Source organism: Rhodococcus sp. NPDC003322 (genome assembly GCF_053589555.1).
Genome location: NZ_JBSFSC010000006.1, coordinates 349,752 through 373,583 on the forward strand (window position 1 = coordinate 349,752; position 23,832 = coordinate 373,583).

General features: G+C 68.5%; 26 protein-coding genes and 4 tRNA genes. 27 read left to right on the top strand and 3 right to left on the bottom strand.

Annotation, left to right across the window (positions count from 1 at the left end; translation table 11 throughout):
• The first annotated feature begins 14 nt into the window (after positions 1–14).
• The 9 genes from ACWDUM_RS24080 (at position 15) to ACWDUM_RS24120 (ending at position 9,175) form a co-directional block, all read left to right on the top strand.
• A complete protein-coding gene (locus tag ACWDUM_RS24080) occupies positions 15–800 on the top strand; it encodes a 2-phosphosulfolactate phosphatase (protein WP_450136034.1) in 786 nt (261 codons plus the stop codon).
• Positions 801–868: 68 nt separating this feature from the next.
• The gene (locus tag ACWDUM_RS24085; RefSeq protein WP_450136035.1) at positions 869–1,849 is read left to right on the top strand and encodes an o-succinylbenzoate synthase; all 981 of its coding nucleotides are present in this window, start codon (positions 869–871) and stop codon (positions 1,847–1,849) included.
• Positions 1,850–1,992: 143 nt separating this feature from the next.
• A complete protein-coding gene (locus ACWDUM_RS24090; RefSeq protein ID WP_450114411.1) occupies positions 1,993–2,439 on the top strand; it encodes a DUF6918 family protein in 447 nt (148 codons plus the stop codon).
• Between the two features lie 95 nt (positions 2,440–2,534).
• Entirely contained in the window at positions 2,535–4,238 is a 1,704-nt protein-coding gene (menD, locus tag ACWDUM_RS24095) for a 2-succinyl-5-enolpyruvyl-6-hydroxy-3-cyclohexene-1-carboxylate synthase (RefSeq protein ID WP_450135919.1), read from the top strand.
• Positions 4,235–4,645, top strand: coding sequence for a DUF3592 domain-containing protein (locus ACWDUM_RS24100; RefSeq protein ID WP_450114413.1), 411 nt, complete (start codon positions 4,235–4,237; stop codon positions 4,643–4,645). The genes menD and ACWDUM_RS24100 overlap by 4 nt, the downstream gene beginning before the upstream one ends.
• Positions 4,646–4,671: 26 nt before the next feature.
• Positions 4,672–5,370, top strand: coding sequence for a demethylmenaquinone methyltransferase (locus tag ACWDUM_RS24105; RefSeq protein WP_450135920.1), 699 nt, complete (start codon positions 4,672–4,674; stop codon positions 5,368–5,370).
• Positions 5,371–5,422: 52 nt separating this feature from the next.
• Positions 5,423–7,771, top strand: coding sequence for an ATP-binding protein (locus tag ACWDUM_RS24110; RefSeq protein ID WP_450135921.1), 2,349 nt, complete (start codon positions 5,423–5,425; stop codon positions 7,769–7,771).
• Between the two features lie 160 nt (positions 7,772–7,931).
• The gene (locus ACWDUM_RS24115; RefSeq protein ID WP_450114416.1) at positions 7,932–8,792 is read left to right on the top strand and encodes an alpha/beta fold hydrolase; all 861 of its coding nucleotides are present in this window, start codon (positions 7,932–7,934) and stop codon (positions 8,790–8,792) included.
• The gene (locus tag ACWDUM_RS24120; protein WP_450135922.1) at positions 8,789–9,175 is read left to right on the top strand and encodes a Zn-ribbon domain-containing OB-fold protein; all 387 of its coding nucleotides are present in this window, start codon (positions 8,789–8,791) and stop codon (positions 9,173–9,175) included. Before ACWDUM_RS24115 ends, ACWDUM_RS24120 begins: the two co-directional genes overlap by 4 nt.
• On the opposite strand, the gene ACWDUM_RS24125 is transcribed toward ACWDUM_RS24120, so the two are convergent.
• Positions 9,168–10,406 (bottom strand): geranylgeranyl reductase family protein, encoded by a 1,239-nt coding sequence (locus ACWDUM_RS24125; RefSeq protein ID WP_450136036.1) that lies wholly within the window; start codon positions 10,404–10,406, stop codon positions 9,168–9,170. The two genes, ACWDUM_RS24120 and ACWDUM_RS24125, sit on opposite strands and share 8 nt — an antisense overlap.
• Before the next feature lie 195 nt (positions 10,407–10,601).
• Between ACWDUM_RS24125 and ACWDUM_RS24130 the strand changes: the two genes are divergently transcribed.
• On the top strand, positions 10,602–11,633 hold the full coding sequence (locus tag ACWDUM_RS24130) for a polyprenyl synthetase family protein (RefSeq protein WP_450114418.1): 1,032 nt from the start codon (positions 10,602–10,604) through the stop codon (positions 11,631–11,633).
• A gap of 104 nt (positions 11,634–11,737) precedes the next feature.
• Positions 11,738–12,610 carry a zinc metalloprotease HtpX gene (htpX, locus tag ACWDUM_RS24135; RefSeq protein WP_450114419.1) on the top strand — a complete coding sequence of 291 codons (873 nt, stop codon included), beginning with the start codon at positions 11,738–11,740 and terminating at the stop codon, positions 12,608–12,610.
• A gap of 29 nt (positions 12,611–12,639) precedes the next feature.
• Here the strand turns inward: htpX and ACWDUM_RS24140 are convergent, their stop codons facing one another.
• Positions 12,640–13,269 (bottom strand): TetR family transcriptional regulator, encoded by a 630-nt coding sequence (locus ACWDUM_RS24140; protein WP_450114420.1) that lies wholly within the window; start codon positions 13,267–13,269, stop codon positions 12,640–12,642.
• A gap of 91 nt (positions 13,270–13,360) precedes the next feature.
• On the opposite strand from ACWDUM_RS24140, the gene ACWDUM_RS24145 reads away from it, so the two are divergent.
• Positions 13,361–14,836 (top strand): MDR family MFS transporter, encoded by a 1,476-nt coding sequence (locus ACWDUM_RS24145; RefSeq protein ID WP_450135923.1) that lies wholly within the window; start codon positions 13,361–13,363, stop codon positions 14,834–14,836.
• A gap of 87 nt (positions 14,837–14,923) precedes the next feature.
• On the opposite strand, the gene ACWDUM_RS24150 is transcribed toward ACWDUM_RS24145, so the two are convergent.
• Positions 14,924–15,415 (bottom strand): YajQ family cyclic di-GMP-binding protein, encoded by a 492-nt coding sequence (locus ACWDUM_RS24150; RefSeq protein ID WP_450114422.1) that lies wholly within the window; start codon positions 15,413–15,415, stop codon positions 14,924–14,926.
• 166 nt (positions 15,416–15,581) lie between these two features.
• On the opposite strand from ACWDUM_RS24150, the gene ACWDUM_RS24155 reads away from it, so the two are divergent.
• The 15 genes from ACWDUM_RS24155 (at position 15,582) to ACWDUM_RS24225 (ending at position 23,830) form a co-directional block, all read left to right on the top strand.
• A tRNA-Tyr gene (locus tag ACWDUM_RS24155) sits at positions 15,582–15,664 on the top strand.
• Between the two features lie 146 nt (positions 15,665–15,810).
• Positions 15,811–15,883, top strand: a tRNA-Thr gene (locus ACWDUM_RS24160).
• A 47-nt stretch (positions 15,884–15,930) separates the two neighbouring features.
• Positions 15,931–16,003 (top strand) — tRNA-Met (locus ACWDUM_RS24165).
• A gap of 65 nt (positions 16,004–16,068) precedes the next feature.
• Entirely contained in the window at positions 16,069–16,236 is a 168-nt protein-coding gene (gene rpmG / locus ACWDUM_RS24170; protein WP_031937658.1) for a 50S ribosomal protein L33, read from the top strand.
• Between the two features lie 141 nt (positions 16,237–16,377).
• On the top strand, positions 16,378–16,833 hold the full coding sequence (hadA, locus tag ACWDUM_RS24175) for a (3R)-hydroxyacyl-ACP dehydratase subunit HadA (protein ID WP_450114423.1): 456 nt from the start codon (positions 16,378–16,380) through the stop codon (positions 16,831–16,833).
• Positions 16,833–17,261 (top strand): (3R)-hydroxyacyl-ACP dehydratase subunit HadB, encoded by a 429-nt coding sequence (gene hadB, locus ACWDUM_RS24180; protein WP_450135924.1) that lies wholly within the window; start codon positions 16,833–16,835, stop codon positions 17,259–17,261. Before hadA ends, hadB begins: the two co-directional genes overlap by 1 nt.
• Before the next feature lie 199 nt (positions 17,262–17,460).
• Positions 17,461–17,533 (top strand) — tRNA-Trp (locus ACWDUM_RS24185).
• 31 nt (positions 17,534–17,564) lie between these two features.
• Positions 17,565–17,993, top strand: a complete 429-nt coding sequence (gene secE, locus ACWDUM_RS24190; protein WP_450114425.1) for a preprotein translocase subunit SecE — start codon at positions 17,565–17,567, stop codon at positions 17,991–17,993.
• 41 nt (positions 17,994–18,034) lie between these two features.
• Positions 18,035–18,838: a transcription termination/antitermination protein NusG gene (gene nusG / locus ACWDUM_RS24195; protein ID WP_450135925.1), complete on the top strand. Its 804-nt coding sequence runs from the start codon at positions 18,035–18,037 to the stop codon at positions 18,836–18,838.
• Between the two features lie 80 nt (positions 18,839–18,918).
• Positions 18,919–19,353, top strand: coding sequence for a 50S ribosomal protein L11 (gene rplK / locus ACWDUM_RS24200; RefSeq protein ID WP_450114427.1), 435 nt, complete (start codon positions 18,919–18,921; stop codon positions 19,351–19,353).
• Positions 19,354–19,479: 126 nt separating this feature from the next.
• On the top strand, positions 19,480–20,196 hold the full coding sequence (gene rplA / locus ACWDUM_RS24205) for a 50S ribosomal protein L1 (protein WP_450114428.1): 717 nt from the start codon (positions 19,480–19,482) through the stop codon (positions 20,194–20,196).
• A gap of 427 nt (positions 20,197–20,623) precedes the next feature.
• On the top strand, positions 20,624–21,160 hold the full coding sequence (gene rplJ, locus ACWDUM_RS24210; protein ID WP_450114429.1) for a 50S ribosomal protein L10: 537 nt from the start codon (positions 20,624–20,626) through the stop codon (positions 21,158–21,160).
• A gap of 123 nt (positions 21,161–21,283) precedes the next feature.
• Entirely contained in the window at positions 21,284–21,670 is a 387-nt protein-coding gene (gene rplL / locus ACWDUM_RS24215; protein ID WP_450135926.1) for a 50S ribosomal protein L7/L12, read from the top strand.
• 284 nt (positions 21,671–21,954) lie between these two features.
• Positions 21,955–23,028, top strand: a complete 1,074-nt coding sequence (locus ACWDUM_RS24220) for an ABC transporter ATP-binding protein (protein ID WP_450114431.1) — start codon at positions 21,955–21,957, stop codon at positions 23,026–23,028.
• Between the two features lie 7 nt (positions 23,029–23,035).
• Complete coding sequence (locus ACWDUM_RS24225) at positions 23,036–23,830, top strand: MlaE family ABC transporter permease (RefSeq protein WP_450135927.1); 795 nt, start codon at positions 23,036–23,038, stop codon at positions 23,828–23,830.
• Positions 23,831–23,832 lie beyond the last annotated feature (2 nt).

Below are 23,832 nucleotides of genomic sequence, written 5' to 3' on the forward strand. Positions count from 1 at the left end.
ACAGTCCGAAGGCGGTGCTCCCGGAGCACCGCCAGTACGGGCACCGGATCCGGTTCGACTGGGGCCGGGAGGGGGCGGCCGCCGTCGCCGACGGCTGCGAGGTCACGGTCGTGGTCGACGTGCTGTCGTTCACCACGACCCTGACCGTCGCGCTCGACGCCGGCGCCGCCGTCTACCCGTACCCGTGGGACCCGGCCGGCGCCGCCTCCTACGCGGCCGAGCGGGACGCGGTGGTCGCGGTCGGCCGTTCCGTCGCCGCGCCGGGACAGCCCAGCCTGTCGCCGCTGTCCCTGCGTGCCGGCGCCGTGCCGCGGCGACTGGTGCTGCCGTCGCCGAACGGTTCGGCGCTGGCGTTCGCCCTCGCCGACACCGATACCGCGGTCGGCGCCTCGCCGCTCGTCGTCGGGGCGTGCCTGCGCAACGCGTCCGCCGTCGCCCGCTGGATCGCCGGCCGCGGCGCCGGATCCGTCGCGGTGCTCGCCGCGGGGGAGCGGTGGCCCGACGGCACGTTGCGCCCCGCCGTCGAGGACCTGTGGGGCGCCGGGGCCGTCCTGCAGGCGCTGGCCGACCTCGGCGGTCGCGGAATGTCCCCCGAAGCGCTCGCGGCCGCAGCGGCCTTCGTCGACGCGCGCCCGTCGATCGGCGCGCTGCTCGACGACTGTGCGAGCGGCCGGGAGCTGACGGCGAAGGGCTTTGCCGGGGACGTGGGCGTCGCCGCCGAGATCGACACCAGCGGCGTGGTGCCGCTGCTGCGTGACGCCGCGTTCGTCGACGCCTCGACCGAAGGAGCCGCCCGGTGACCGACCGAACCCCCGCCGAGGCTTCGCCCGAGCAGAACCGAACCCCCGCCGAGGCTTCGCCCGAGCAGATCCGCCCCACCCTCGACGAACTTCGCTCCACCGCCAGGGTGGTCGCCCTGCCGATGCGGGTTCGTTTCCGCGGCATCACCGTGCGGGAGGTGCTGCTCGTGCGCGGACCCGCCGGGTGGGGCGAGTTCGCGCCCTTCCCCGAGTACGACGACGCCGAGTCCGCCGCCTGGCTGCGCTCGGCGATCGAGAGCGCGTGGGTCGGGCCGCCGCCGCCGCGCCGCGCGTCGATCGAGGTCAACGCGACCGTGCCCGCCGTCCCCGCCGAGCAGGTCCCGCAGATCCTCGCCCGGTTTCCCGGTGCCCGCACCGCGAAGGTGAAGGTCGCGGAACGGGGCCAGACCCTCGCCGACGACGTCGCCCGCGTCGCCGTGGTCCGCGAGCGCGTCCACCACGTCCGCGTCGACGCCAACGGCGGCTGGACCGTCGACGAGGCGATGGCGGCGTTGTCGGCACTGACCGACGGCGGCGCCCTGCAGTACGCCGAACAGCCCTGCGCCACCGTGCCCGAACTCGTCGAGCTGCGCCGGCGCCTCGCCGAGCGGGGACTCCGCGTCCCGATCGCCGCGGACGAGAGCATCCGCCGCGCGGACGACCCCCTGCGCGTCGTCCGTGCCGGTGCCGCCGACGTCGCGGTCGTGAAGGTGGCGCCGCTCGGGGGGACCCGGGCCCTGCTGGGACTGGCGGACGAACTGGCCGGGTACGGCGCGCGCGTGGTGGTCTCCAGCGCCCTCGATTCCGCCGTGGGGATCGCAACCGGGCTGGCCGCCGCGGCGGCGCTGCCGTCCCTGGACCTCGCGTGCGGGCTGGGCACCGGTGGCCTCTTCGAGGCCGACGTCGCTCCGCCGCTCCCGTTGTCCGGCGGAGAACTCGCGGTCGCCGCCGTGACGCCGGACGAGGATCGACTCGCCGCACTGGCCGCATCGTCCGAGCGCACGGCGTGGTGGTTGGATCGGATGGCCCGCTGTCACGCGCTGCTGTGAGTGCGCTGGGAGATTGCTGTCCGGTTCGACCGGCTCCGTGATTCTCGTGGCTGCTGTGGTCTGGGTGACTGGAGTTGATGGTGGGGTCGGGTCGTCGTATAGGGTCGGCGCTCTACATTCACGCACTATCGGAGGCATTGAAAGTGGTTGCAGCACTGAACGAAACCCTGCTCGACCCGGCGCGGCTGCCCGCAGTCGTCGCGGACGTGCAGGAGCTCATCGACGCCGAGGTTTCGGACAAGTCCGGCGCCTCGGGTCTGGCCCTCAAGACCGGCTACGGCGCCGTCAAGAAGGTCGGCCCGTCGATCGTTCCGGACGCGGTCGAGGGTCTGCTGCCGAGCTTCGTCTCCCGCCTCGAGCCGTTCTGGCAGGACTACGGTTCCGCCGGTGGAGCGGGCTTCGGTGACTTCCTCACCGCCCGCGGCGACGAGGTCGCGGACGCCCTGCTCGGGGTGACCGACGAGAAAATCGAGGGCACCAGCAAGGGCGCGGTCAAGAAGGTCTACTCGACCCTGCGTCCGTCCGCGAAGAAGAACGTCGTCGAGGCCCTGCCCCGGCTCGGCGCGCTCGTCCAGAAGCACGCCGGCTAGGCAGCTTCGCTGCCTGTGCGCGTTTTTGGTGGCCGGAGTCACCAAAAGCGCGCACAGGCGCGCAGCGCGTTTGCGGCGTCTGACACCCTGGAACCGTGAATCCGTCCACCGCCCAGGCCACCGCAGTCGTCGACGAACTGATCCGCGGTGGGGTTCGTGACGTCGTGCTGTGCCCGGGTTCGCGCAACGCGCCCCTTGCCTTCGCGCTGCAGGCCGCCGACGCCGCCGGACGGATCCGACTGCACCTGCGGATCGACGAGCGCACCGCCGGCTTCCTCGCTCTCGGACTCTCGGTCGGCTCCGGTCTTCCGGTGCCGATCGTGATGACCTCGGGCACCGCTGTCGCCAATCTCGGGCCTGCCGTGCTGGAGGCCAATTACGCCAGGGTGCCGCTCGTCGTGCTCTCCGCGAACCGGCCGTACGAAATGCTCGGCACCGGCGCCAACCAGACCGTCGAACAGCTCGGGCTTTTCGGCTCCCAGGTGCGGGCCACGATCAGTCTCGGTCTCGCCGAGGCCACCGGCGAGGGGCTCCGCGCGGGAGGCGACGGGTCGTTCCGCGGGCTCCGTTCGGGGGCCGACCAGAACAGCCAGTGGCGCAGCGCGGTGTGCCGGGTACTCGCCGCCGCCCGCGGCACCCGCTCCGGCAACGCCGGACCCGTGCACTTCGACATCCCGCTGCGCGAGCCGCTGGTGCCCGACGTACATCCGCAGGGGCCGGTCCCGGAGGGCAGGCCCGACGGTGCCGCCTGGACCACGACGGCGCACGCCACCCTCGACGTGCCGCTCGAGATCGACCTCACACCGGACACGGTGGTGATCTCCGGCCACGGCTCGGCGCACCGCCCCGAACTCGCCGGGCTGCCGACGGTCGCCGAGCCGACCGCACCCATGCACGGGCTGCCGGTGCACCCCCTTGCGCTCTCGCAACTGAACCCGCGACAGGCGATCATCACGGGCAGGCCCACCCTGCACCGCCCGGTGTCGAAGCTGCTCGCCGACCCGCGGGTGTCGGTGTTCGCGCTGACCACCGGGCCGCGCTGGCCCGACGTCTCCGGCAACGTCCTGGCCACCGGCACCCGGGCCATCGTGAGCGGGGCGCCCGCGCAGTCGTGGCTGGATCGTTGCCGGCACCTGACCGAACACGCGGACAAGGCCGTTCGTCAACAACTGTCCGCGCACCCGCGGGCCACCGGACTGCACGTCGCCGCGGTCGTCACCGACGCCCTCAGCGGAGGATCGGCCGCCTCCGGCAGCGCCGGCGACCAGTTGCTCCTCGGCGCGTCCAACCCGGTCCGGGACGCCGCCCTCGTCTGCTACCCGCGACCCGGCGTCAAGGTGTTGTCGAACCGCGGCGTCGCAGGCATCGACGGCACCGTCTCGACCGCGGTCGGCGCGGCACTGGCCGCCGACGCCGCCGGCGGTGGCCGGACAATCGCACTGATGGGCGACCTGACCTTCCTGCACGATGCGTCCGGGCTTCTGATCGGCACCGGGGAACCGCGGCCGACGGACCTGACCATCGTCGTCGCCAACGACGACGGCGGCGGGATCTTCGAACTGCTCGAGCAGGGTGACCCGCAGTACGCGGGCGTCTTCGAGCGGATCTTCGGCACCCCGCACGGCATGGACCTGTCCGCACTGTGCGCCGCCTATCGGATTGAACATCACGCCGTGACCTGCGACCAGCTCGCCACCGAGTTGGCGCAGCCGTTCGGCCGTGGCATCCGGGTCCTCGAGGTCGCCACCGACCGGTCCGGTCTGCGTGACCTGCACGCAGCCGTCCGGGCCCAGCTGTGACCGCCACGACCGCGCGACGCGTCACCCGCGGGGTGCTGGTGGCCGCCGTCGCCATCTCGGTGCTCGCGGTGCTGCTGGTGCTCGCGGCCTGGCGCAACGACCACACCATCGACTCCGACAAGGGTGTCGCGACGGCGGAGGTGCTCTCCGCAGGCGCCCTGCGTTCGGCGGTCAGCTTCGTCACCCCGGACGGCGTGACGCACACACCGCGGCTGGGCGTGCTGTACCCGACCAACCTGACCGCCGGCCAGCGCATCGACGTCGAGTACGCGCGCTCGGATCCCGACCTGGTGCGGGTGTCGGGCCGCGACGTGCGGGTCGCGTTGCTGCCCGCCGGGTCCGTGATCGTGGTGACGTGGCTGGTCGCGGCGCCGATCCTGTGGTTGGTCCGGCGGCGGACGGCGTGACCCGGCGCGCCTGTACGGTTGGCGGTGTGGCAGCAACGAAAGGCTCGCGGGCCTCGCTCGAGAAGCAACCGCACGAGGTCGCGTCGATGTTCGACGGGGTCGCGAAGCGCTACGACCTGACCAACACCGTCCTGTCGTTCGGGCAGGACCGGCAGTGGCGGAAGGCGACCCGTGCCGCGCTCGACCTGAAGCCGGGGGAGCGGGTGCTCGACCTGGCGGCAGGCACCGGCGTGTCGACCGTGGAACTGGGCCGATCCGGCGCCTGGGTGGTGGCCACCGACTTCTCCAAGGGCATGCTCCACGCCGGGGCGTCCCGGCGGGTGCCGATGGTCGCCGGCGACGCGATGGCGCTGCCGTACGCGGATGCCGTCTTCGACGCGGCGACCATCTCGTTCGGCCTGCGCAACGTGTCCGATTTCGAGGCCGGGTTGAGGGAGATCGCCCGCGTGACCAAGCCCGGTGGCCGGCTGGTGGTCAGCGAATTCTCCACCCCGACCTTCGGTCCGTTCCGTACCGTCTACATGAACTACCTGATGCGGGCGCTGCCCCAGGTGGCGCGGGCCGTCAGTTCCAACCCGGACGCCTACGTCTACCTGGCCGAATCGATCCGGGCGTGGCCGCGGCAGGACGAGTTGGCGCGAACGATTGAGGCGGCGGGCTGGCGGGACGTACAGTGGCGCAACCTGACCGGTGGGATCGTGGCACTGCACCGAGCCCGCCGGTAACTCTCGGAGCGTTGTCGGGGCGCCCCGAGACTAGGACGGGAGTGACGCGGTTATGAACCAGTTCGGCGGTCGCGGTGCACAGGGCAACCTGCCCCAGGAGCTGACGAGTTTCGTCGGTCGGCGGCGCGAACTCACCGACGCCAAGCGGCTGCTCTCGACATCTCGCCTGGTCACGCTCACCGGCATCGGCGGCGTCGGGAAGACCCGCCTCGCGCTGCGGGTCGCCGAGGACTCGCGCCGCGCGTTCCCCGACGGCGTGTGGCTCGTCGAACTCGGCGAACTGCACGACCCCGACCTGGTCGCGGACACCGTCGCCAGCGGACTCGGGCTGCGGGAGCAGCCCCTGTACCCGCCGCTGGCGCTGCTCTCCGACCACCTCGTGTCCCGCAACCTGCTGCTCGTCCTCGACAACTGCGAGCACCTGATCGACTCGATCGCCGCGCTCGCCGAGGCCCTGCTGCGGACGTGTCCCGACCTGCGGATCCTGGCGACCAGCCGGGAACCCCTCGCGATCGGGGGCGAGGCGGTGCTCCGGGTGCCGTCGCTGACGGTGCCGGATCCGCAGCGATCCACCCAGTTGGAGGGACTGCCGCAGTACGAGGCGGTCTCCCTGTTCGTGGAACGCGCCGCCGCCGCGGTCCCGGGTTTCGCGCTGACCGACGAGAACCGGGTCGCGGTCGCCCAGATCTGCCAGCAGCTCGACGGACTGCCGCTGGCGATCGAGCTCGCCGCGGTCCGGCTGCGCGCGATGTCCGCCGAGCAGATCCTGCACCGGCTCACAGACCGTTACCAGCTGCTCACGAAGGGCAGCCGTGGCGCCCCGACCCGTCAGCAGTCGCTCCGAATGAGCATCGACTGGAGCCACGAGCTGTGCACCGAGACCGAACAGGTGATGTGGCGGCGGCTGTCGGTGTTCGCGGGCAGCTTCGAGCTCGACGCCGCCGAGGGCGTGTGCGGGGAATACGGGGCCGATCTCGTCCCGCTCGACGGGGTCGCGTCGCTGGTGGACAAGTCGATCCTGATCCGAGACGAGGTCGGGGCAGGTGTCCGGTACCGGATGCTCGAAACGCTGCGCGAGTACGGCCGGGAGAAACTGCGCGAGGCCGGCGAGTTCACCGCGATGCAGCGCAGGCACCGCGACTGGTACGAGTCGATGACGGCCGCCGCCGAGTCCGACTGGATCGGCCCGCGGCAGGTCGACTGGATCCGCCGCCTCGAGCGCGAACAGCCCAACCTCCGCGAGGCGATCACCTTCGGCGTCACCGAGCCGGGAGAGGTGGACGGCGCGCTGCGGATCTGCACCGCCCTCTACCCGTACTGGCTGTGCCGCGGTATGTCCGGTGAGGGCAGGCACTGGCTCGATCGTGCGCTCGACCGCGATCCCGACACCCCGAGCTTCGACCGGATCAAGGCGCTGTACGTGAACAGCGTGCTCGCCGGCACGCAGGGCGACCTGGTCCCGGCCGCCGAGCTGGTGGCGCGGGCACAGCGGCTGGCCGCCGAGCTGGGAGATCCCGAAGCCGACCTGCTGACCAACCTGGCGGTCGCGTCGGAGGCGCTGTTCGCGGGCCGGCTGACCGAATCCATCGCCCCGTTCGAGTCGGTCATCGTCCGGTTCCGGGCCTCGGGGGACCTGCTGAGGCTGACCACGTCGCTGGTCGGTGTGGCGGTCGCCACCGCGGTCACCGGAGACGAGGACCGGGCGATCGCGGCCCACGAGGAAGTGCTCGACATCACCACCGAACACGGCGAGTCCGCGATCCGCGAGTACTCGCTGCTGGCGCTCGCGCTGAGCCGGTGGATCGACGACCCCGACAGCGCGAGCGACCTGCTCGAACAGGGCCTGCGCCTGGGACGGGTCGTCGACGACCCACTCGGATGCAGCTCGTGCATCGAGGTGCTCTCGTGGATCGCCGCCGCCGGCGGACGGTATCGGCGGTCGGCGGTCCTCATGGGTGCCGCGCAGGCCCGTTCGCAGGCCGTGGGCAGTCCCACCGTGCTGCTGCCGAACGTGCTGGTCTACCACGAGGAGGCGGAGAAGCGCGCCCGTGACGCACTCGCCGAATCGGTGTTCGAGTCGGCGTGGCGGCAGGGTCGAAACATGACGTGCGACGAGGTACTGGGGTACGTGCTCGGTGTGCAGCAGGCCACCGCGACACCGGAACCGGAATCCGTCACCCTGACCCGGCGCGAGAAGCAGGTCGCCGAGCTCGTCGCACAGGGACTGACGAACAAGGCGATCGCCTCGAAGCTGGTGATCTCGCAGCGCACCGCGCAGGGCCACGTCGAGCACGTGCTCGCGAAGCTCGGGTTCAACTCGCGCACACAGATCGCTGCCTGGTACGTGGAGCAGCAGGCTCATCGGGCCGCGTCGGCGAGCAACGCCGGCGCCGAGCAGTGACCTGGGGTTTCGCCTGATTTCAGGTACCCGAATACGGAAAAACAGGTACCCATCCCCGTCATTCCACCGTCGTGCGATCCGCGCACTCACGGCACTGTGATGAACGTCTCAACTACCCGAGTCGTTCTGCGACAGTGCCGCGAAGTCGAGGTACCCCGAAATGCGCGAGTCCACACTCAGATCTCCCTCGGCCGCCTTCCAGCGGCCCACGCAGGACGTCCGCTGGCGCCGCGTCCCCGTCGACGGGACCACGGTGGACTACGCGGTCGGCGGTCACGGCCGGCCGGTCGTCTTCCTGCACGGATGGGGACTCGGACCCGCCGCCTACCGGCCCGCCCTGCGCGAACTCGCCCACCGCGGGGTACGGGTGTACGCCCCCGCGCTGCCCGGCTTCGGTGGCACCCCGGAACTGCCCGCCGGTGAGCGCGACCTCGACGGGTACGCGCGCTGGGTCGGCCGGTTCGTCGACGCCATCGGTATCCGCGGCCCCGTCACCGCGATCGGGCACTCGTTCGGCGGCGGCGTCGCCGCCCGCGCCGCGCACGATCTACCCGATCACATCGGGGAACTGGTGCTCGTCAACTCCGTCGGCGGGGCGCAGTGGTCGCCCGCCCGGCCCATCCACGAACGGCCGCTCTGGGACTGGGCGCTGCGGTTGCAGGCCGACGCACTCGGTTCCCGCTCGGTGGGCCAGGTCGTCGGGGCGATCGCCGGTGCGGCGGTGCCGAACGTGCTGCGCGGCCCGGGGGCGATCTGGCGGACCGGGCACCTCGCCCGCACCGCCGACCTGCGACCCGAACTCGCCCGGCTCGCCGAGCGGGGCCTTCCGGTCACGCTGCTCTGGGGGACCGCGGACGCCGTGATCCCGGAGGCGAGCTTCGAGTCGATGCGGGCGGCTCTCGGTGACCCGAAGGTCGTGATGGTGTCCGGCAACCACTGCTGGCCGATCGGCGACCCCACCCGATTCGGGGACGCCGTGGGCCGGGTCCTGGCTCCGTCGCGGGAGCAGGTGCCGGCATGAGCGTGGACGCGGTGACCCGGCCCTTCGAGACCGAGGCGTTCATGCTCAGGTCCTGTGTCCACTGCGCGACCCTGTTCGCGCCCGAGACCTGGGTGTGCAAGGCCTGCGACGGGGATCTGGAATGGGTGCCGTCGACGGGTCGCGGAACCGTGGTGTCCTGGACGCGGCTCGACCCCTCCGCGGCCTCGTCGGGGGTGGGTGCTCGGGGACTCGAGCCGCTGACCATCGCGATCGTCGAACTCGACGAGGGGCCGTGGATCTACGCGGCGATCGAGGACGGTCAGCCCAACTCGGATCCGGGGCATGCCCGGGTGGTTTTCGGCAGCGAGCCCGTCGTCGGCCGGTTCCCGGCCTTCGTCCTCAGCCGGTCCGAGCTCAGCTGAACGGGGGCCGTCCGTCCAGCCGCAGCGACGACGCGCCGGCGACGCGCCACGCGCGGGCGGTGAGGTCCGCGTCCGCGTCGGTGACGAGGTTGCCCATCACCCGGACCGCGACGGTCATCAGCGTCCGCGACCGCATCGCCACCGGGCCACCCGCGGGCAGCACTCCGGGCACCGTCAGCAGTCCGGCCAGCCTGCGGGCGATCGAGAAGGACCGGCCGTAGCGTCGCCGCAGCACCGCCGGCCACAGATCGGTGAGGTCGCCGGCGCCGAGCACGTCCGCCACCATCCGGCCCGTCTCGAGGCCGTAGTCGATGCCCTCGCCGTTGAGCGGGTTCACGCAGGCGGCGGCATCACCGATCAATGCCCAGTTCGGGCCCGCGACCCCCGACACCGCCCCGCCCATCGGCAGCAGCGCCGACGCGACCGACCGGATCGGGCCGTCCAGTTGCCACTCGTCGCGGCGCCGGCTCGCGTACAACTCGATCAGCGGCCGCAGTGCGCCCGGCGCGGGGCGGGCGGCGGTCGCCAGCGTCCCGACACCGATGTTCACGCGTCCCTCGCCGAGTGGGAAGACCCAGCCGTATCCCGACTGAACGGTCCCGGCCGTGTCACGCAGCTCCAGATGCGAGGTGATCCACTCGTCGTCGGCGCGACCGGAGTCGACATACGCGCGGGCCGCGACCCCGTAGGCGGTGTCGCGGTGCCACTCGCGGCCCAGCAGCCTGCCCAGGGGAGATCGCACCCCGTCGGCGACCACCAGGTACCGGCACCGAACGGTGCGCGGGCCGTCCGGGGTCGTGAAGGTCACCGCAGTGACGGCGGTGCCGTCGGGAGCGCGCTCGACGCCCACCGCCTTCGCGCCCTGCAGCATCGTCGCGCCCGAGTCGACGGCGACCCGGCGGATCCGGTCGTCGAGTTCGGTCCGTGGCACCGCGCTGCCCGTCGACGGGAACGACCCGTCCGGCCACGGGAGCTGCAGTTCGTGTCCGAAGCCGGTGAGCCGCAGCCCGCGGTTGACCGGGTGCTCCGAGATCCAGTCACCGAGTCCGAGATGCTCGAGTTCCGCGATCGCGCGTGGCGTCAGTCCGTCGCCGCAGGTCTTGTCGCGGGGGAACGTCGCGGCATCGGCAAGCACGACCTCGCGCCCCGACCGCGCTGCCCAGGCCGCGGCGGCCGACCCCGCCGGGCCTGCGCCGACGACCAGTACCTCGGTCCGTTCGGGGGCACTCACCGGTTCGGGACGGGCATGCTCGGGCTGATCGGTTTCGGCAGGCGGAGGCACCACGGCAGTATCTTGTCAGGCCGGTCGTTGCGACTCGTGACAGCCCGGGTACCGAACGTGGACGATGGATTCACTACCGTGGCACCCGGCGGTTGTCGGCTGGTGACCGTGGGGTCCGGTTTGCGGGCGCCTCGTCAGAACAGGATGGGTACTGAGATCGTGAGCACGAGCGAAGCGACGAGCACCGTCGTCGCCGGTGTGGATCTGGGCGACCAGGCACTGGCCGAGGCGGTGCGGACGGGTCTGACCGATGTGGAGACGCTGCTGGTCAGCGAACTGTCCGACGGGGAGGACTTCCTCACCGAGGCCGCACTGCACCTCGCCAAGGCCGGAGGCAAGCGGTTCCGTCCGCTGTTCACCCTGCTGACCGCGCAGTTGGGGCCGCGGGGCGCCGACCCGTCCGTGGTCACCGCGGCCACCGTGGTCGAGCTGGTGCACCTGGCGACGCTGTACCACGACGACGTGATGGACGAGGCGTCGATGCGCCGCGGCGCCCCGAGCGCGAACTCCCGTTGGGACAACAGCATCGCGATCCTCGCCGGCGACTACCTGTTCGCGCACGCGTCCCGGCTGGTGTCGACGCTCGGGCCGGACGCGGTGCGGATCATCGCCGAGACGTTCGCCGCACTCGTCACCGGGCAGATGCGGGAGACCATCGGCGCGAAGCAGAGCCAGGATCCGATCGAGCACTACCTCAAGGTGGTGTGGGAGAAGACCGGTTCCTTGATCGCCGCCTGCGGCCGGTTCGGCGGAACCTTCTCCGGAGCGTCGGCCGAGGACGTCGAGCGGCTCGAACGGCTCGGTGACGCCGTCGGCACCGCATTCCAGATCGTCGACGACATCATCGACATCTCCTCGGAGTCGGCTCAGTCCGGCAAAACGCCGGGCACCGACCTGCGCGAGGGTGTCCACACACTGCCGGTGCTCTACGCACTGCGGGAAGAGGGACCCGACGCGGATCGACTGCGGGTGCTGCTGGACGGACCGGTCACCGACGACGACGAGGTCGCCGAGGCGCTGGTGCTGCTCGAACGGTCGCCCGGCATGGTCGCGGCGAAGGCGAAGCTCGGGGAGTACGTGGACCTGGCCCGCGCCCAGCTCGCAGAGCTTCCCCAAGGGCCGGCAAACGACGCGCTGAAACGCCTGGTCGAATACACGATTGCCCGGGTCGGCTGAAGTAACGTTCCCCGATGAGGGAACCCAGCTTCGGGGTCCCTCGTTGACTTGGTGACGGGTCGGTTCGGCCGGCCGGTCGTGATCGACTCGGGGAAGAGGCGGCAGTGCATCGGTATTCGAACGGGATGAAGACCTTCGGCCTGCTCGTGGTCATGTCCGCGCTGATCGTCTTCATCGGCTCGCTGTTCAACAACCGGACCATCCTGATCTTCTCGATCGTGCTGGCCGTCGCCACCAACGCGTGGGCCTACTTCAACAGCGATAAGCTGGCGCTGCGCGCGATGCACGCGCAGCCGATCACCGAGGTCGAGGCGCCGATCATCTACAAGATCGTTCGCGAACTGGCGACCGCTGCACACCAGCCGATGCCGCGGCTGTACATCAGCCCGACCGCGGCCCCGAACGCGTTCGCGACCGGCCGCAACCCTCGCAACGCCGCCGTCTGCTGCACCAGCGGGATCCTGCAGATCCTCGACGAACGAGAGCTGCGTGCGGTGCTCGGGCACGAGCTCTCACACGTCTACAACCGGGACATCCTGATCTCCTCGGTGGCGGGGGCGATGGCGGCGGTGATCTCCGGACTGGCGAACATGGCGATGTTCGCCGGCATGTTCGGTGGCCGCGGCGACGACCGCCCGAACCCACTGGCACTGCTGCTGGTGTCGCTGCTCGGGCCGATCGCCGCCACCGTGGTCAAGCTGGCGGTCTCGCGGTCCCGGGAGTACCAGGCGGACCAGTCCGGCGCCGAGCTGACCGGGGATCCGCTGGCATTGGCGTCGGCGCTGCGCAAGCTCGAGCGCGGTACCCAGGCGGCGCCGCTGCCGCCCGAGCCGAAGATCGCCGCGCAGTCGCACATGATGATCGCCAACCCGTTCCGTGCCGGCGACAAGATGAGCCGGATGTTCTCCACCCACCCGCCGATGGCCGACCGGATCGAGCGCCTCGAGGATCTTGCCGGCAGAAGGCTGCCGGAGTAGCGCCATCAGCGCGGACCGAAGGGGAGCGCTCAGCGCTCCCGTTCGCTCGGTGGGGCGCCCAGGATCCCGTGCAGTTTCGCCCGGCAGTCGCGGTAGATCACCGCGAGGTCGGCCACCTCCCCGGCCTCGGCGTGCTCGACCCAGATGTCGAATGCGACGCGCAGCGTGGCGGAGCTCGTCTCGACGATCAGCCGCGGCAGCACCGGATCCGCGTCGGGGGAGAGGGTGGCCGCGATCTGCTCGGTCAGTTTCCGGACGTTCTCGAAGTCCATCAACGCCGCGGCCCCGCGCAGGTCGGGGTCGTTCATCACCAGCCGCCGAACGCGCAGGATCCGTAGGACGGCGTCGGGGTCCCCGCTGATGAGGTCGTCGAGAAGTCTCAGGTGAGCGGCTTCGACGTGCTCGAGCACCAGGTCCTCGGGCATGCCGTCGGTCAGGGCGGCGGCCAACGCCGTGCTCAGGTCTTCGACCCCGGTGAGGACCGTGTCCTCCTTGGTGGGGAAGTACCGGAAGAACGTGCGCTGTGACACGCCGGCGCGTGCGGCGATGTCGTCGACGGTGGTGCCGGCATATCCGCGTTCCTCGAACAGTTCGAGGGCGGCGTCGCTGATCTCGTGGCGGGTCTCGCGGCGCCGTCGTTCACGGAGTGTGGGTGGCATCGACCGCTCGCTTTCTCCTGGCATGGAGCTGACAAGACTACAGACGACGGCTAATTGACAGTCTCTGCCATATTGCGTGAAACTGACAGTTATGAATGTTCAGGTCGACGCCGTCGATACCCACCCACCATCGAAATCGCACGAGGCGCCGGCCGGCCTGTCCTCCTCCGATCGGCTCGTGATCGGGCTGCTGGTGGTGGCCGCGTTCGTGGTGATCCTCAACGAGACGATCATGGGTGTCGCACTGCCTCGGCTGATGGAGGACCTGTCGATCACCGCAGGCACCGCGCAGTGGCTCACCACCGCGTTCCTGCTCACGATGGCCGTGGTGATCCCGGCGACCGGCTATCTGCTGCAACGGTTCTCGACGCGAGCGATCTTCATCACCGCGATGTCGCTGTTCAGCCTCGGCACCCTGCTCGCCGCGGTGGCCCCCGGATTCGAACTGCTGCTCGCGGGCCGGGTGGTGCAGGCGGGCGGCACCGCGATGATGATGCCGCTGCTGACCACCACCGTCCTGAACCTGGTTCCGCCGCAGTCCCGCGGCCGGACGATGGGCACGATCTCCATCGTGATCGCCGTGGCCCCGGCGATCGGCCCGACCGTGTCGGGCCTGATCCTGCGGGCGCTGAGCTGGCGGTGGATGTTCGGGATCGTGCTGCCGATCGCGATCCTGGCGCTGGTGATCGGCGCGGTGCTGATCAAGAACGTCACCGAGACCCGGCGGGCCCCGTTCGACCTGCTGTCGCTGCTGCTGTCGGCGGTGGCGTTCGGTGGCCTGATCTACGGCCTCAGCAGCATTGGGGAGTCGGCCGCCGGGCACACTCCGGTCGCGCCGTGGATCCCGATCGTCATCGGTGTCGTCGCGCTGGCCGCGTTCGTGGCCCGGCAGTTCTCGCTGCAGCGCACCGACCGCGCACTGCTCGACCTGCGCACTTTCGCCAGCACCCCGTTCTCGATCGCGGTCGCGGTGCTGGTGGTGAGCATGATGGCGTTGTTCGGCTCGCTGATCGTGCTGCCGCTGTACCTGCAGAACGTCCTCGGTCGGGACACCCTCGCCACAGGCCTGATGATGCTGCCCGGCGGGCTGGTCATGGGTGTGCTCTCGCCGGTGGTCGGCCGGCTCTACGACCGAGTCGGGGCCCGGCGTCTGGTGCTCCCGGGCACCATGGCGGTCAGTGCCGCGCTGTGGCTGATGACGCTGCTCGACGCAGGCAGTGCCACCGGCATGATCATCGGGATCCACGTGCTGCTCAACGCGGGGCTCGCCTTCGTGTTCACCCCGCTGCTGACCTCGTCGCTGGGCTCGCTCCCGCAGCGGCTCTACTCGCACGGCAGCGCGATCGTGAGCACGATGCAGCAGGTCGCGGGAGCGGCGGGTACCGCGCTGTTCATCACGATGATGACCACCCGCACCACGTCGGAGTTGACCGCGGGTGCCGATGCGCTGGACGCCGCGATGTCCGGAATCCACGCCGCGTTCCTGTGCGGGGCGGTGATCTCGCTGCTGGCAGTCGTGGCCTCGCTCTTCGTGCGTGACGTCCGGAGCGAGGAGATCGTGAGCTGATCCTGGGTGCCCGCCGACGAGAACGGCGCCGGTCGCCCCACTCGGGGTGACCGGCGCCGTTCTCGTCGGATCGGTACCGGGGCGTGCCTAGCGGTAGTTGACGAACTGCAGCGCGATGCCGAAGTCCTCGCCCTTGAGCAGTGCGATGATCGCCTGCAGGTCGTCGCGCTTCTTGCTGCTCACCCGGAGTTCTTCGCCCTGAATCTGCGCCTTGACGCCCTTGGGTCCCTCCTCGCGGATCTTCTTCGAGATCTTCTTCGCGTTCTCGGAGGAGATGCCCTGCACCAGCGAGCCGCTGAGCTTGTAGACCTTGCCGGACTGGGCCGGCTCGCCCGCGTCGAACGCCTTGAGTGAGATGTCCCGGCGGATCAGCTTCTCCTTGAAGACCTCCAGAGCCGCCTTCAGACGCTCCTCGGTGTCCGCGGTCAGGGTGATGGTCTCCTCGCCCGACCATTCGATGGTCGCGCCGGTGTTGCGGAAGTCGAAGCGAGTGTTCAGCTCCTTCTCGGCCTGGTGCAGTGCGTTGTCCACTTCCTGCCGGTCGACCTTGCTCACCACATCGAAGGACGAATCCGCCACGTCTTTCTCCCTACTTCGTCGGTCGCCACCCGGTCTCCGGGGGCTCGAGAACCCACGATAACCACACGGTTTGCATTAACCCGCCCCGGTAGTTGTATTCTTCTCATCGCGCCAGGGAGAACCGGGAAGCCCGAGAGGGTCGAACGCGGAATCCTGGATGACACCAGGCAGGTTGCCCGAGCGGCCAATGGGAGCGGACTGTAAATCCGTCGGCTTACGCCTACGTAGGTTCGAATCCTACACCTGCCACACCTGGGTCCCGGCGAGTGCGAGCTCGCTGGGACCTGGTGGTTAGACAGTTTGAAAAAGGGTCCTGACCAGGCGGTTTGGAACTCCGGACACAGACTGTGTAACCTTCGGAAGGCTTCAAAGCGCGGCAACGCGCAGCGGAGCATGCCCCCTTAGCTCAGTCGGCAGAGCGTTTCCATGGTAAGGAAAAGGTCAACGGTTCGATTCCGTTAGGGGGCTCGCTGGATTGGGTGCCTACTCGACTTAGACTGGCATCGATGCACCGAGGCGGTGTAGCTCAGTTGGTAGAGCAAACGACTCATAATCGTTGTGTCGCCGGTTCAAGTCCGGCCATCGCTACACAAGACGACATGGCAACACACCCTGATTGATCCCGATCAGATTCACCCGAAAGAAGGCATACCGTGGCCTCCTCCACTGACGTTCGCCCCAAGATCACCTTGGCATGCGAGGTATGCAAGCACCGGAACTACATCACGAAGAAGAACCGGCGCAACGATCCTGATCGGCTCGAGCTGAAGAAGTTCTGCCCGAACTGCGGAACGCATCAGGCGCATCGGGAATCCAAGTAATATCAATCGCGTGCTCCGCAGATGCGGGGCACGCGATTTTTTTTGGTTATGACGCAGGGGCCGGGACGGGGTGAACCCGTGGTCGGCCCATCGCTGTGTTCCAGTGCAGCCGCGTCCAGTGCAGATAAGGGTCCTGCTTCGGTGAAACTGAATGCTGATCTCGTTGGCCTGCATCACAGGTTCAGCGACTACTACGAGGTCGGCCGCGAGAAGGTGCGCGAGTACGCGCGGGCGGTCAAGAACGACGACCCGGCCTTTCGCGACGAGAACGCCGCGCGTGAGCTCGGCTACGACGGCCTCGTCACGCCCCTGACGTTCATCTCGGTGTTCGGGTTCATGGCGCAGGAGGAGTTCTTCGACACCCTCGGCCTCGAGCTGGACCTGAGCAACATCCTGCACACCGATCAGCGGCTCGTCTTCAGCAGGCCGATGAAGGTCGGCGACAGGCTCTACTGCGACGTGTACGTCGACTCCCTGAGGGTGATGGGCGGCAGCGACATCATCGTCACCCGCAACGAGATCACCGATCAGGACGGCGAGCTGGTGCTCACGACCTACACCACGCTGATGGGCCGGCACGTCGAGGAGGGCGAGTGATGGCGTTGCGGAGTTTCGGGGACGTCGTCGCCGGGCAGGAGCTGCCCGAGAAGACCGTTCCGCTGACCCGGTCCGACCTGGTTCAGTACGCGGGCGTCGCCGGCGATCCGAACCCGATCCACTGGGACGATGCGGTCGCTCAATCAGTGGGTTTGCCAATGGCGGTCGCACACGGCATGCTGACGATGGGTATCGGAGCCGGGTACATCACGTCCTGGCTCGGGGACCCGGGCGCGGTGCTGGAGTACAACGTCCGTTTCACCAGCCCTGTCTACGTGCCCAACGATGGCAGGGGTGCCGAGATCGAGCTGACCGGTAAGGTACGCTCGGTCGACGACGAGAACCGCACAGCGGTGATCGCCATCGTGGCCAAGGTGGACGGCAAGAAGATCTTCGGTCGGGCCACCGCAACCGTCCGACTCGGCTGATTTCCAGCCGATTGGGTTTGTTAGACCACCGTGCAGTACACTGAGATTTCTGGGATTGTTCAGCGCTGCGCGCTGCCCTTCGGTACTTGTTGTGCCGACTGGGGTGGCGCGCGTGTTGTGTGGTCACAGAGTTGGTTGATCGGCTCGTGAGAGCGCACTCGCGAGAGTGCACTGTTTGTGAGCAGCACAGATCGACCAAAGGGGCGTAGCTCAACTGGCAGAGCAGCGGTCTCCAAAACCGCAGGTTGCAGGTTCAAGTCCTGTCGCCCCTGCCCCGGATGTCAGCAACTGAGAGGAACGACGGTGAGCGAGGATCGCGGAAAGGCCGAGAACTCGGCGGGGTCCTCGGGCACCGACGATGCCGCCGCGAATGCCGCCGCATCGTCCTCTCGACCGACTGGCAAGCGTCCGGGCCGCCGTTCCAGCGCGGCCACGGACGTTTCCGCGACTACCACCGTCGCCGCCGGTTCGCCGGCCAAGTCCGCCGCAGGCGAGCCCGCCAAGAGTGCCGCGAAGTCGAAGGCGGACAAGCCGCGCAAGGAGAATCTCTTCAAGCGCCTGCGTCGGTTCCTGCGTGAGGTGATCGCCGAACTCCGCAAGGTGATCTGGCCGAACCGCAAGCAGATGGTCACCTACACCACGGTCGTGCTTGCCTTCGTGGCGTTCATGGTGGCGTACATCAGTGGATTGGACTTGGCGTTCATCAAGGGCGTCACCTGGTTGTTCGGCTGATCCCGGACACCGACATGCAATGAGAGGAAGCGAGCGCGCCAGTGAGCACCCCCGATAACGACGCAAATGAGGCCCTGGCCGGAGAGCCTGTTGCCGATGACGCGGTCGCTGCGGAGTCCGCTGACGGCGTGATCGCCGACGAGGCCGTGACCGACGAGTCCGCCGTCGACGGCGAGTCCGGCGAGGGCGAGGCTCCCACCGAGGAAGCCGCTGTCGAGGAGGCCGTCGACCCGGTTGCCGAGATGAAGGCCGCGCTCCGCCGCGCCCCCGGTGACTGGTACGTCATCCACTCCTACGCCGGGTACGAGAACAAGGTGAAGGCCAACCTCGAGACCCGAGTGCAGAACCTCGATGTCGGCGACTACATCTTCCAGGTCGAGGTCCCGACCGAAGAGGTCACCGAGATCAAGAACGGCCAGCGCAAGCAGGTCAACCGAAAGGTGCTGCCGGGCTACATCCTGGTGCGCATGGAGCTCAACGACGAGTCGTGGGGCGCGGTGCGCAACACCCCCGGCGTCACCGGGTTCGTCGGTGCGACCTCCCGCCCGTCGCCGCTGACGATCAACGAGGTCGTCAAGTTCCTCATGCCGCAGCAGGGCGCCAAGAAGCCCGCCGCCGCTGCCGCCGCCGCAGGCGAGGCCGTCTCCGAGGCGGTTGCGAAGCCGCTGGTCGAGGTCGACTTCGAGGTCGGCGAGTCGGTCACCGTCATGGACGGCCCGTTCGCGACGTTGCCTGCGAGCATCAGCGAGGTCAACGCCGAACAGCAGAAGCTCAAGGTCCTGGTCTCGATCTTCGGTCGTGAGACCCCGGTCGAGCTGTCGTTCAACCAGGTCTCGAAGATCTAGGCCCGCACGGTTCGCAGGTCCGCGCGGCCCCCACACTTGCACTGCAGCAAGAAACACAACCGCAAGAATTAGGAACGAAGATGCCCCCCAAGAAGAAGAAGCTCGCAGGGCTGATCAAGCTTCAGATCCAGGCCGGTCAGGCGAACCCTGCCCCGCCGGTGGGTCCCGCGCTCGGTCAGCACGGCGTGAACATCATGGAGTTCTGCAAGGCCTACAACGCGGCCACCGAGTCGCAGCGCGGCAACGTGATCCCCGTGGAGATCTCGGTCTACGAGGACCGGACCTTCGACTTCAAGCTGAAGACCCCGCCCGCCGCCAAGCTGCTGCTCAAGGCCGCTGGTGTGCAGAAGGGCTCCGGCGAGCCGCACAAGACCAAGGTCGCGACCGTGACCATGGATCAGGTGCGCGAGATCGCGAAGACCAAGCAGGAAGACCTCAACGCCAACGACATCGACGCCGCCGCGAAGATCATCGCCGGCACCGCCCGTTCCATGGGCATCCTCGTCGAGGGCTGAGCGAAGCCTCGTCAGCTTTCGAGCTGAGCAGTACCGAACGCGTGGGAGGGCCGGCCAGGCCCGCAACCACAACTGAACCATTCACCCGGGTGTGAAACCCGCCGGTGAGAAGTAAGGACAGAACACATGGCAAAGCGCAGCAAGGCATACCTCGCCGCCGCTGAGAAGATCGACCCGAGCAAGCTCTACAGCCCGCTGCAGGCTGCGAAGCTCGCGAAGGAGACCTCCTCCTCGAAGATGGACGCGACCGTCGAGGTCGCCGTCCGCCTCGGCGTCGATCCCCGCAAGGCGGATCAGATGGTCCGTGGCACCGTCAACCTCCCGCACGGCACCGGTAAGACCGCCCGTGTGATCGTGTTCGCCGCCGGCGAGAAGGCCGCCGAGGCCGAGGCCGCCGGTGCGGACGCAGTCGGTGCCGAGGACCTGATCGAGCGCATCCAGGGCGGCTGGCTGGACTTCGACGCCGCGATCGCCACCCCGGACCAGATGGCCAAGGTCGGCCGCATTGCCCGCGTCCTCGGACCGCGTGGCCTGATGCCGAACCCGAAGACGGGCACCGTCACCACCGATGTGGCGAAGGCCGTTGCGGACATCAAGGGCGGCAAGATCAACTTCCGCGTCGACAAGCAGGCCAACCTGCACTTCGTGATCGGCAAGGCGTCGTTCGACGATGCCAAGCTGGTGGAGAACTACGGCGCTGCCCTGGACGAGATCCTGCGTGCGAAGCCGTCGTCGGCCAAGGGCCGCTACGTCAAGAAGGTCACGGTTTCGACCACCACCGGACCGGGCATCCCGGTGGACCCGAACCGCACCCGCAACCTCCTCGAGGATGCCGAGGCGTAGTCACACGCTCGACGAGAGGCCGGTCCGGAGTTCGCTCCGGGCCGGCCTCTTTCGTGTCCGGATGCGCGCAGGTCGGGGCCCGTTTTGGAGTTCGCCAGGGGTGTCCGGTAGTGTGGCTCGAGAGTTCGAACCTATTTCGAGTTCACCCCAAGAAGTTCTACCCAAGACCGTTGGTCACCGGTGTGCGCTGTCGGCAGTGTCAAAGCTGTTGCAGCGAGATCGGTTGAAGGTCCGGAGCAGGTCCGGCGGCCCACGCAGGAGGACGAGGTAGGGGAGAGTCCGTCCGGCGTGAGCCGGGTCGATCGCTCCTCGTGTACGCCCCGTGTGCCCTGCACCGGGGCGTTTGTCGTGTTGCGGCTCCTTCCGCCGGATGTTTCACACCGTCCGGCAGGACACACCAACACGATGTCACGAGAGGAGGCGAAGTATGGCAAAGCCCGAGAAGGTCACCGCGGTTGCGGAGATCGCTGAGCAGTTCAAGGGTTCGACTGCCGCCGTGGTCACGGAGTTCCGTGGTCTGTCGGTGACCAGTCTGACGCAGCTGCGTCGCGCGCTCGGAGAAGGCGCTACCTACTCCGTCGCCAAGAACACCCTGGTCAAGCGTGCCGCCGCTGAGGCGGGCGTCGAGGGCCTTGACGACCTGTTCGTCGGACCGACCGCCATTGCATTCATCAAGGGCGAGCCGGTCGACGCCGCGAAGGCGCTGAAGAACTTCGCGAAGGACAACAAGGCGCTCATCATCAAGGGCGGCTACATGGACGGCGCTGCGCTGTCCGTGGACGAGGTCAACAAGATCGCGGACCTCGAGTCCCGCGAGGTCTTGCTGGCCAAGATGGCCGGCGCGATGAAGGGCAACTTGGCAAAGGCCGCAGGCCTGTTCAATGCCCCCGCGTCGCAGGTGGCCCGTCTGGCCGCCGCGCTGCAGGAGAAGAAGGCCGCGGAAGGTTCCGCAGCCGAGAGCTGATCCGCACGAGACGTCGGGTCGCGGGCGTCCTGCTCGCGGTTCCGGGTCTTGCGTATCACGTACCACCACCCATCCCACCTCGTCGCGGATCAGCGACATGGGACTTACAGGAAGGACGCCATCATGGCGAAGCTCACCACCGAAGAGTTGCTGGACCAGTTCAAGGAGCTCACCCTCCTCGAGCTCTCGGAGTTCGTGAAGGCCTTCGAGGAGACCTTCGAGGTCACCGCCGCTGCTCCGGTCGCCGTTGCCGCTGCCGGTGCCCCGGCCGCCGCCGCTGAGGCCGAGTCCGAGCAGGACGAGTTCGACGTCATCCTCGAGGGTGCCGGCGACAAGAAGATCCAGGTCATCAAGGTCGTCCGTGAGGTTGTCTCCGGCCTGGGCCTGAAGGAGGCCAAGGACCTCGTCGAGGGCGCGCCGAAGCCGATCCTGGAGAAGGTTGCCAAGGACGCTGCCGACGCCGCCAAGGAGAAGCTCGAGGCTGCGGGCGCGACGGTTTCCGTCAAGTAGGACGCTCCTCGCGTCACGCTGACGCGTCAGGTTCGAGAAGAAGGGCCGTTCCCCATCGGGGAGCGGCCCTTTTTTCGTGCCCGAGAGCGGTGTCACTGGACGTCGGTCCAGCTCGGTTCTTCCCTGTTGTCGCAGGTCGGGGGTGGTGTGGAGCGGTCGAAACCTCGGTATTGCGCACCGTACTTACTCGTGAGTAGGATTGGCGGTCACGGGTACCACATCGATGCGATAGAGTGACCCAACCCACAGTGGGGGCGACCTATCGAACAGCGTGGAGGTAAGTGGTGGGAGTAGAGGTAAAGGTCGAGGGACTCACGAAGTCGTTCGGCTCCCAGAAGATTTGGCAGGACGTCTCCCTGACGTTGCCTGCCGGTGAGGTCAGCGCGCTGCTCGGGCCGTCCGGCACCGGCAAGTCGGTGTTCCTCAAGTCGCTGATCGGCCTGCTGCGACCCGAGCAGGGATCGATCGTGATCGACGGCACCGACATCCTCCAGTGCTCGTCGAAGGAGCTGTACGAGGTCCGGCAGATGTTCGGTGTGCTGTTCCAGGACGGCGCGCTGTTCGGGTCGATGAACCTCTACGACAACGTCGCGTTCCCGTTGCGTGAGCACACCAAGAAGTCCGAGTCCGACATCCGCAAGATCGTGATGGAGAAGCTCGAGCTCAACGGTCTGCTCGGCGCGGAGAACAAGCTGCCCGGCGAGATCTCCGGCGGTATGCGCAAGCGCGCCGGTCTGGCCCGCGCTCTGGTGCTCGATCCCGAGATCATCCTCGTCGACGAGCCGGACTCCGGCCTCGACCCGGTGCGCACCACCTATCTCAGCCAGCTGCTGATCGACATCAATGCGCAGATCGACGCGACGATCCTGATCGTGACGCACAACATCAACCTCGCTCGCACCGTGCCGGACAATCTCGGCATGCTGTTCCGCAAGCAGCTCGTCATGTTCGGACCGCGCGAGGTGCTGCTGACCAGCGAGGAGCCGGTCGTCAAGCAGTTCCTCAACGGCAGCAAGATCGGCCCGATCGGCATGTCCGAGGAGAAGGACGAGTCGCAGATGGCTGCGGAGCTGGCGATGAAGGAGGCCGGTCACCACGACGGCTCCCAGGAAGTTTCCGGTGTGATCCCTCAGATGCAGGCGACGCCCGGCATGCCGGTCCGTCAGGCCGTTCACCGCAGGCAGGACCGCGTCCGGTCGATCCTGCACACCCTGCCCCCGGAAGCGCAGCGCAGCATCCTCGAGAGCCTGGGCGACGGCGACGCCGCCACCCAGGTGATCCCCGTGTACAGCGAGTCGGCCGCGACGAGCGGAGCGACGGGAGACATCACGGAGTCCTCGTCCTGGACCAACGGGTAGAGCGCGCGTGGGGGGTTCGAAGAGCACGCTGCTGAGTCCGATATCGGCAGCGTTGACCCAGGCCGGCCTGATCGTCCAGCTGTTCGTCGACGTCGTCCGCAACCTGTTCCGTAAGCCGTTCCAGTTCCGCGAGTTCATCGAACAGGCATGGTTCATCGCGAGCGTCACCATCCTGCCGACCGCGCTCGTCGCGATTCCGTTCGGTGCGGTGGTGTCGTTGCAGACGGGGTCGCTGATCAAACAGCTCGGTGCAGAGGCGTTCACCGGTGCGGCCAGCGTGCTGGCCGTGATTCAGCAGGGCAGCCCGATCGTCACCGCTCTGCTGATCGCAGGCGCGGCCGGTTCGGCGGTCACCGCGGACCTGGGTTCCCGCACGATTCGTGAGGAGATCGACGCGATGGAGGTGCTGGGCATCAATCCGATCCAGCGTCTCGTCGTGCCCCGTGTCCTCGCGATGGTGCTCGTCGCGGTGCTGCTCAACGGACTCGTCTCGGTTGTCGGGATCGCGGGCGGCTACTTCTTCAACGTGATCCTCCAGGGGGGTACCCCGGGCGCCTACCTGGCGTCGTTCTCGGCACTCGCGCAGTTGCCGGACCTCTACATCGCGGAGGCGAAGGCGGCAATCTTCGGTGTCATCGCCGGTGTCGTCGCCGCGTACAAGGGCCTGCACCCGAACCCGGGCCCGAAGGGCGTCGGCGAGGCGGTGAACCAGACGGTCGTCATCACGTTCCTTCTGCTGTTCTTCGCCAACCTGATCCTGACCATGGTGTATCTGCAGGTCGTGCCGGCCAAGGGGGCTTGAGT

What these genes read in the sequence shown, in the direction of transcription:
- rplA (WP_450114428.1), top strand. Translation starts at nt 19,480, where the DNA reads ATGGCAAAGCGCAGCAAGGCATACCTCGCCGCCGCTGAGAAGATCGAC.
- ACWDUM_RS24115 (WP_450114416.1), top strand. Translation starts at nt 7,932, where the DNA reads ATGCGCGAGTCCACACTCAGATCTCCCTCGGCCGCCTTCCAGCGGCCC.
- rplL (WP_450135926.1), top strand. Translation starts at nt 21,284, where the DNA reads ATGGCGAAGCTCACCACCGAAGAGTTGCTGGACCAGTTCAAGGAGCTC.
- ACWDUM_RS24120 (WP_450135922.1), top strand. Translation starts at nt 8,789, where the DNA reads ATGAGCGTGGACGCGGTGACCCGGCCCTTCGAGACCGAGGCGTTCATG.
- ACWDUM_RS24140 (WP_450114420.1), bottom strand. Translation starts at nt 13,269, where the DNA reads ATGCCACCCACACTCCGTGAACGACGGCGCCGCGAGACCCGCCACGAG.
- rplJ (WP_450114429.1), top strand. Translation starts at nt 20,624, where the DNA reads ATGGCAAAGCCCGAGAAGGTCACCGCGGTTGCGGAGATCGCTGAGCAG.
- ACWDUM_RS24145 (WP_450135923.1), top strand. Translation starts at nt 13,361, where the DNA reads ATGAATGTTCAGGTCGACGCCGTCGATACCCACCCACCATCGAAATCG.
- ACWDUM_RS24130 (WP_450114418.1), top strand. Translation starts at nt 10,602, where the DNA reads ATGGGTACTGAGATCGTGAGCACGAGCGAAGCGACGAGCACCGTCGTC.
- rplK (WP_450114427.1), top strand. Translation starts at nt 18,919, where the DNA reads ATGCCCCCCAAGAAGAAGAAGCTCGCAGGGCTGATCAAGCTTCAGATC.
- ACWDUM_RS24110 (WP_450135921.1), top strand. Translation starts at nt 5,423, where the DNA reads ATGAACCAGTTCGGCGGTCGCGGTGCACAGGGCAACCTGCCCCAGGAG.
- hadB (WP_450135924.1), top strand. Translation starts at nt 16,833, where the DNA reads ATGGCGTTGCGGAGTTTCGGGGACGTCGTCGCCGGGCAGGAGCTGCCC.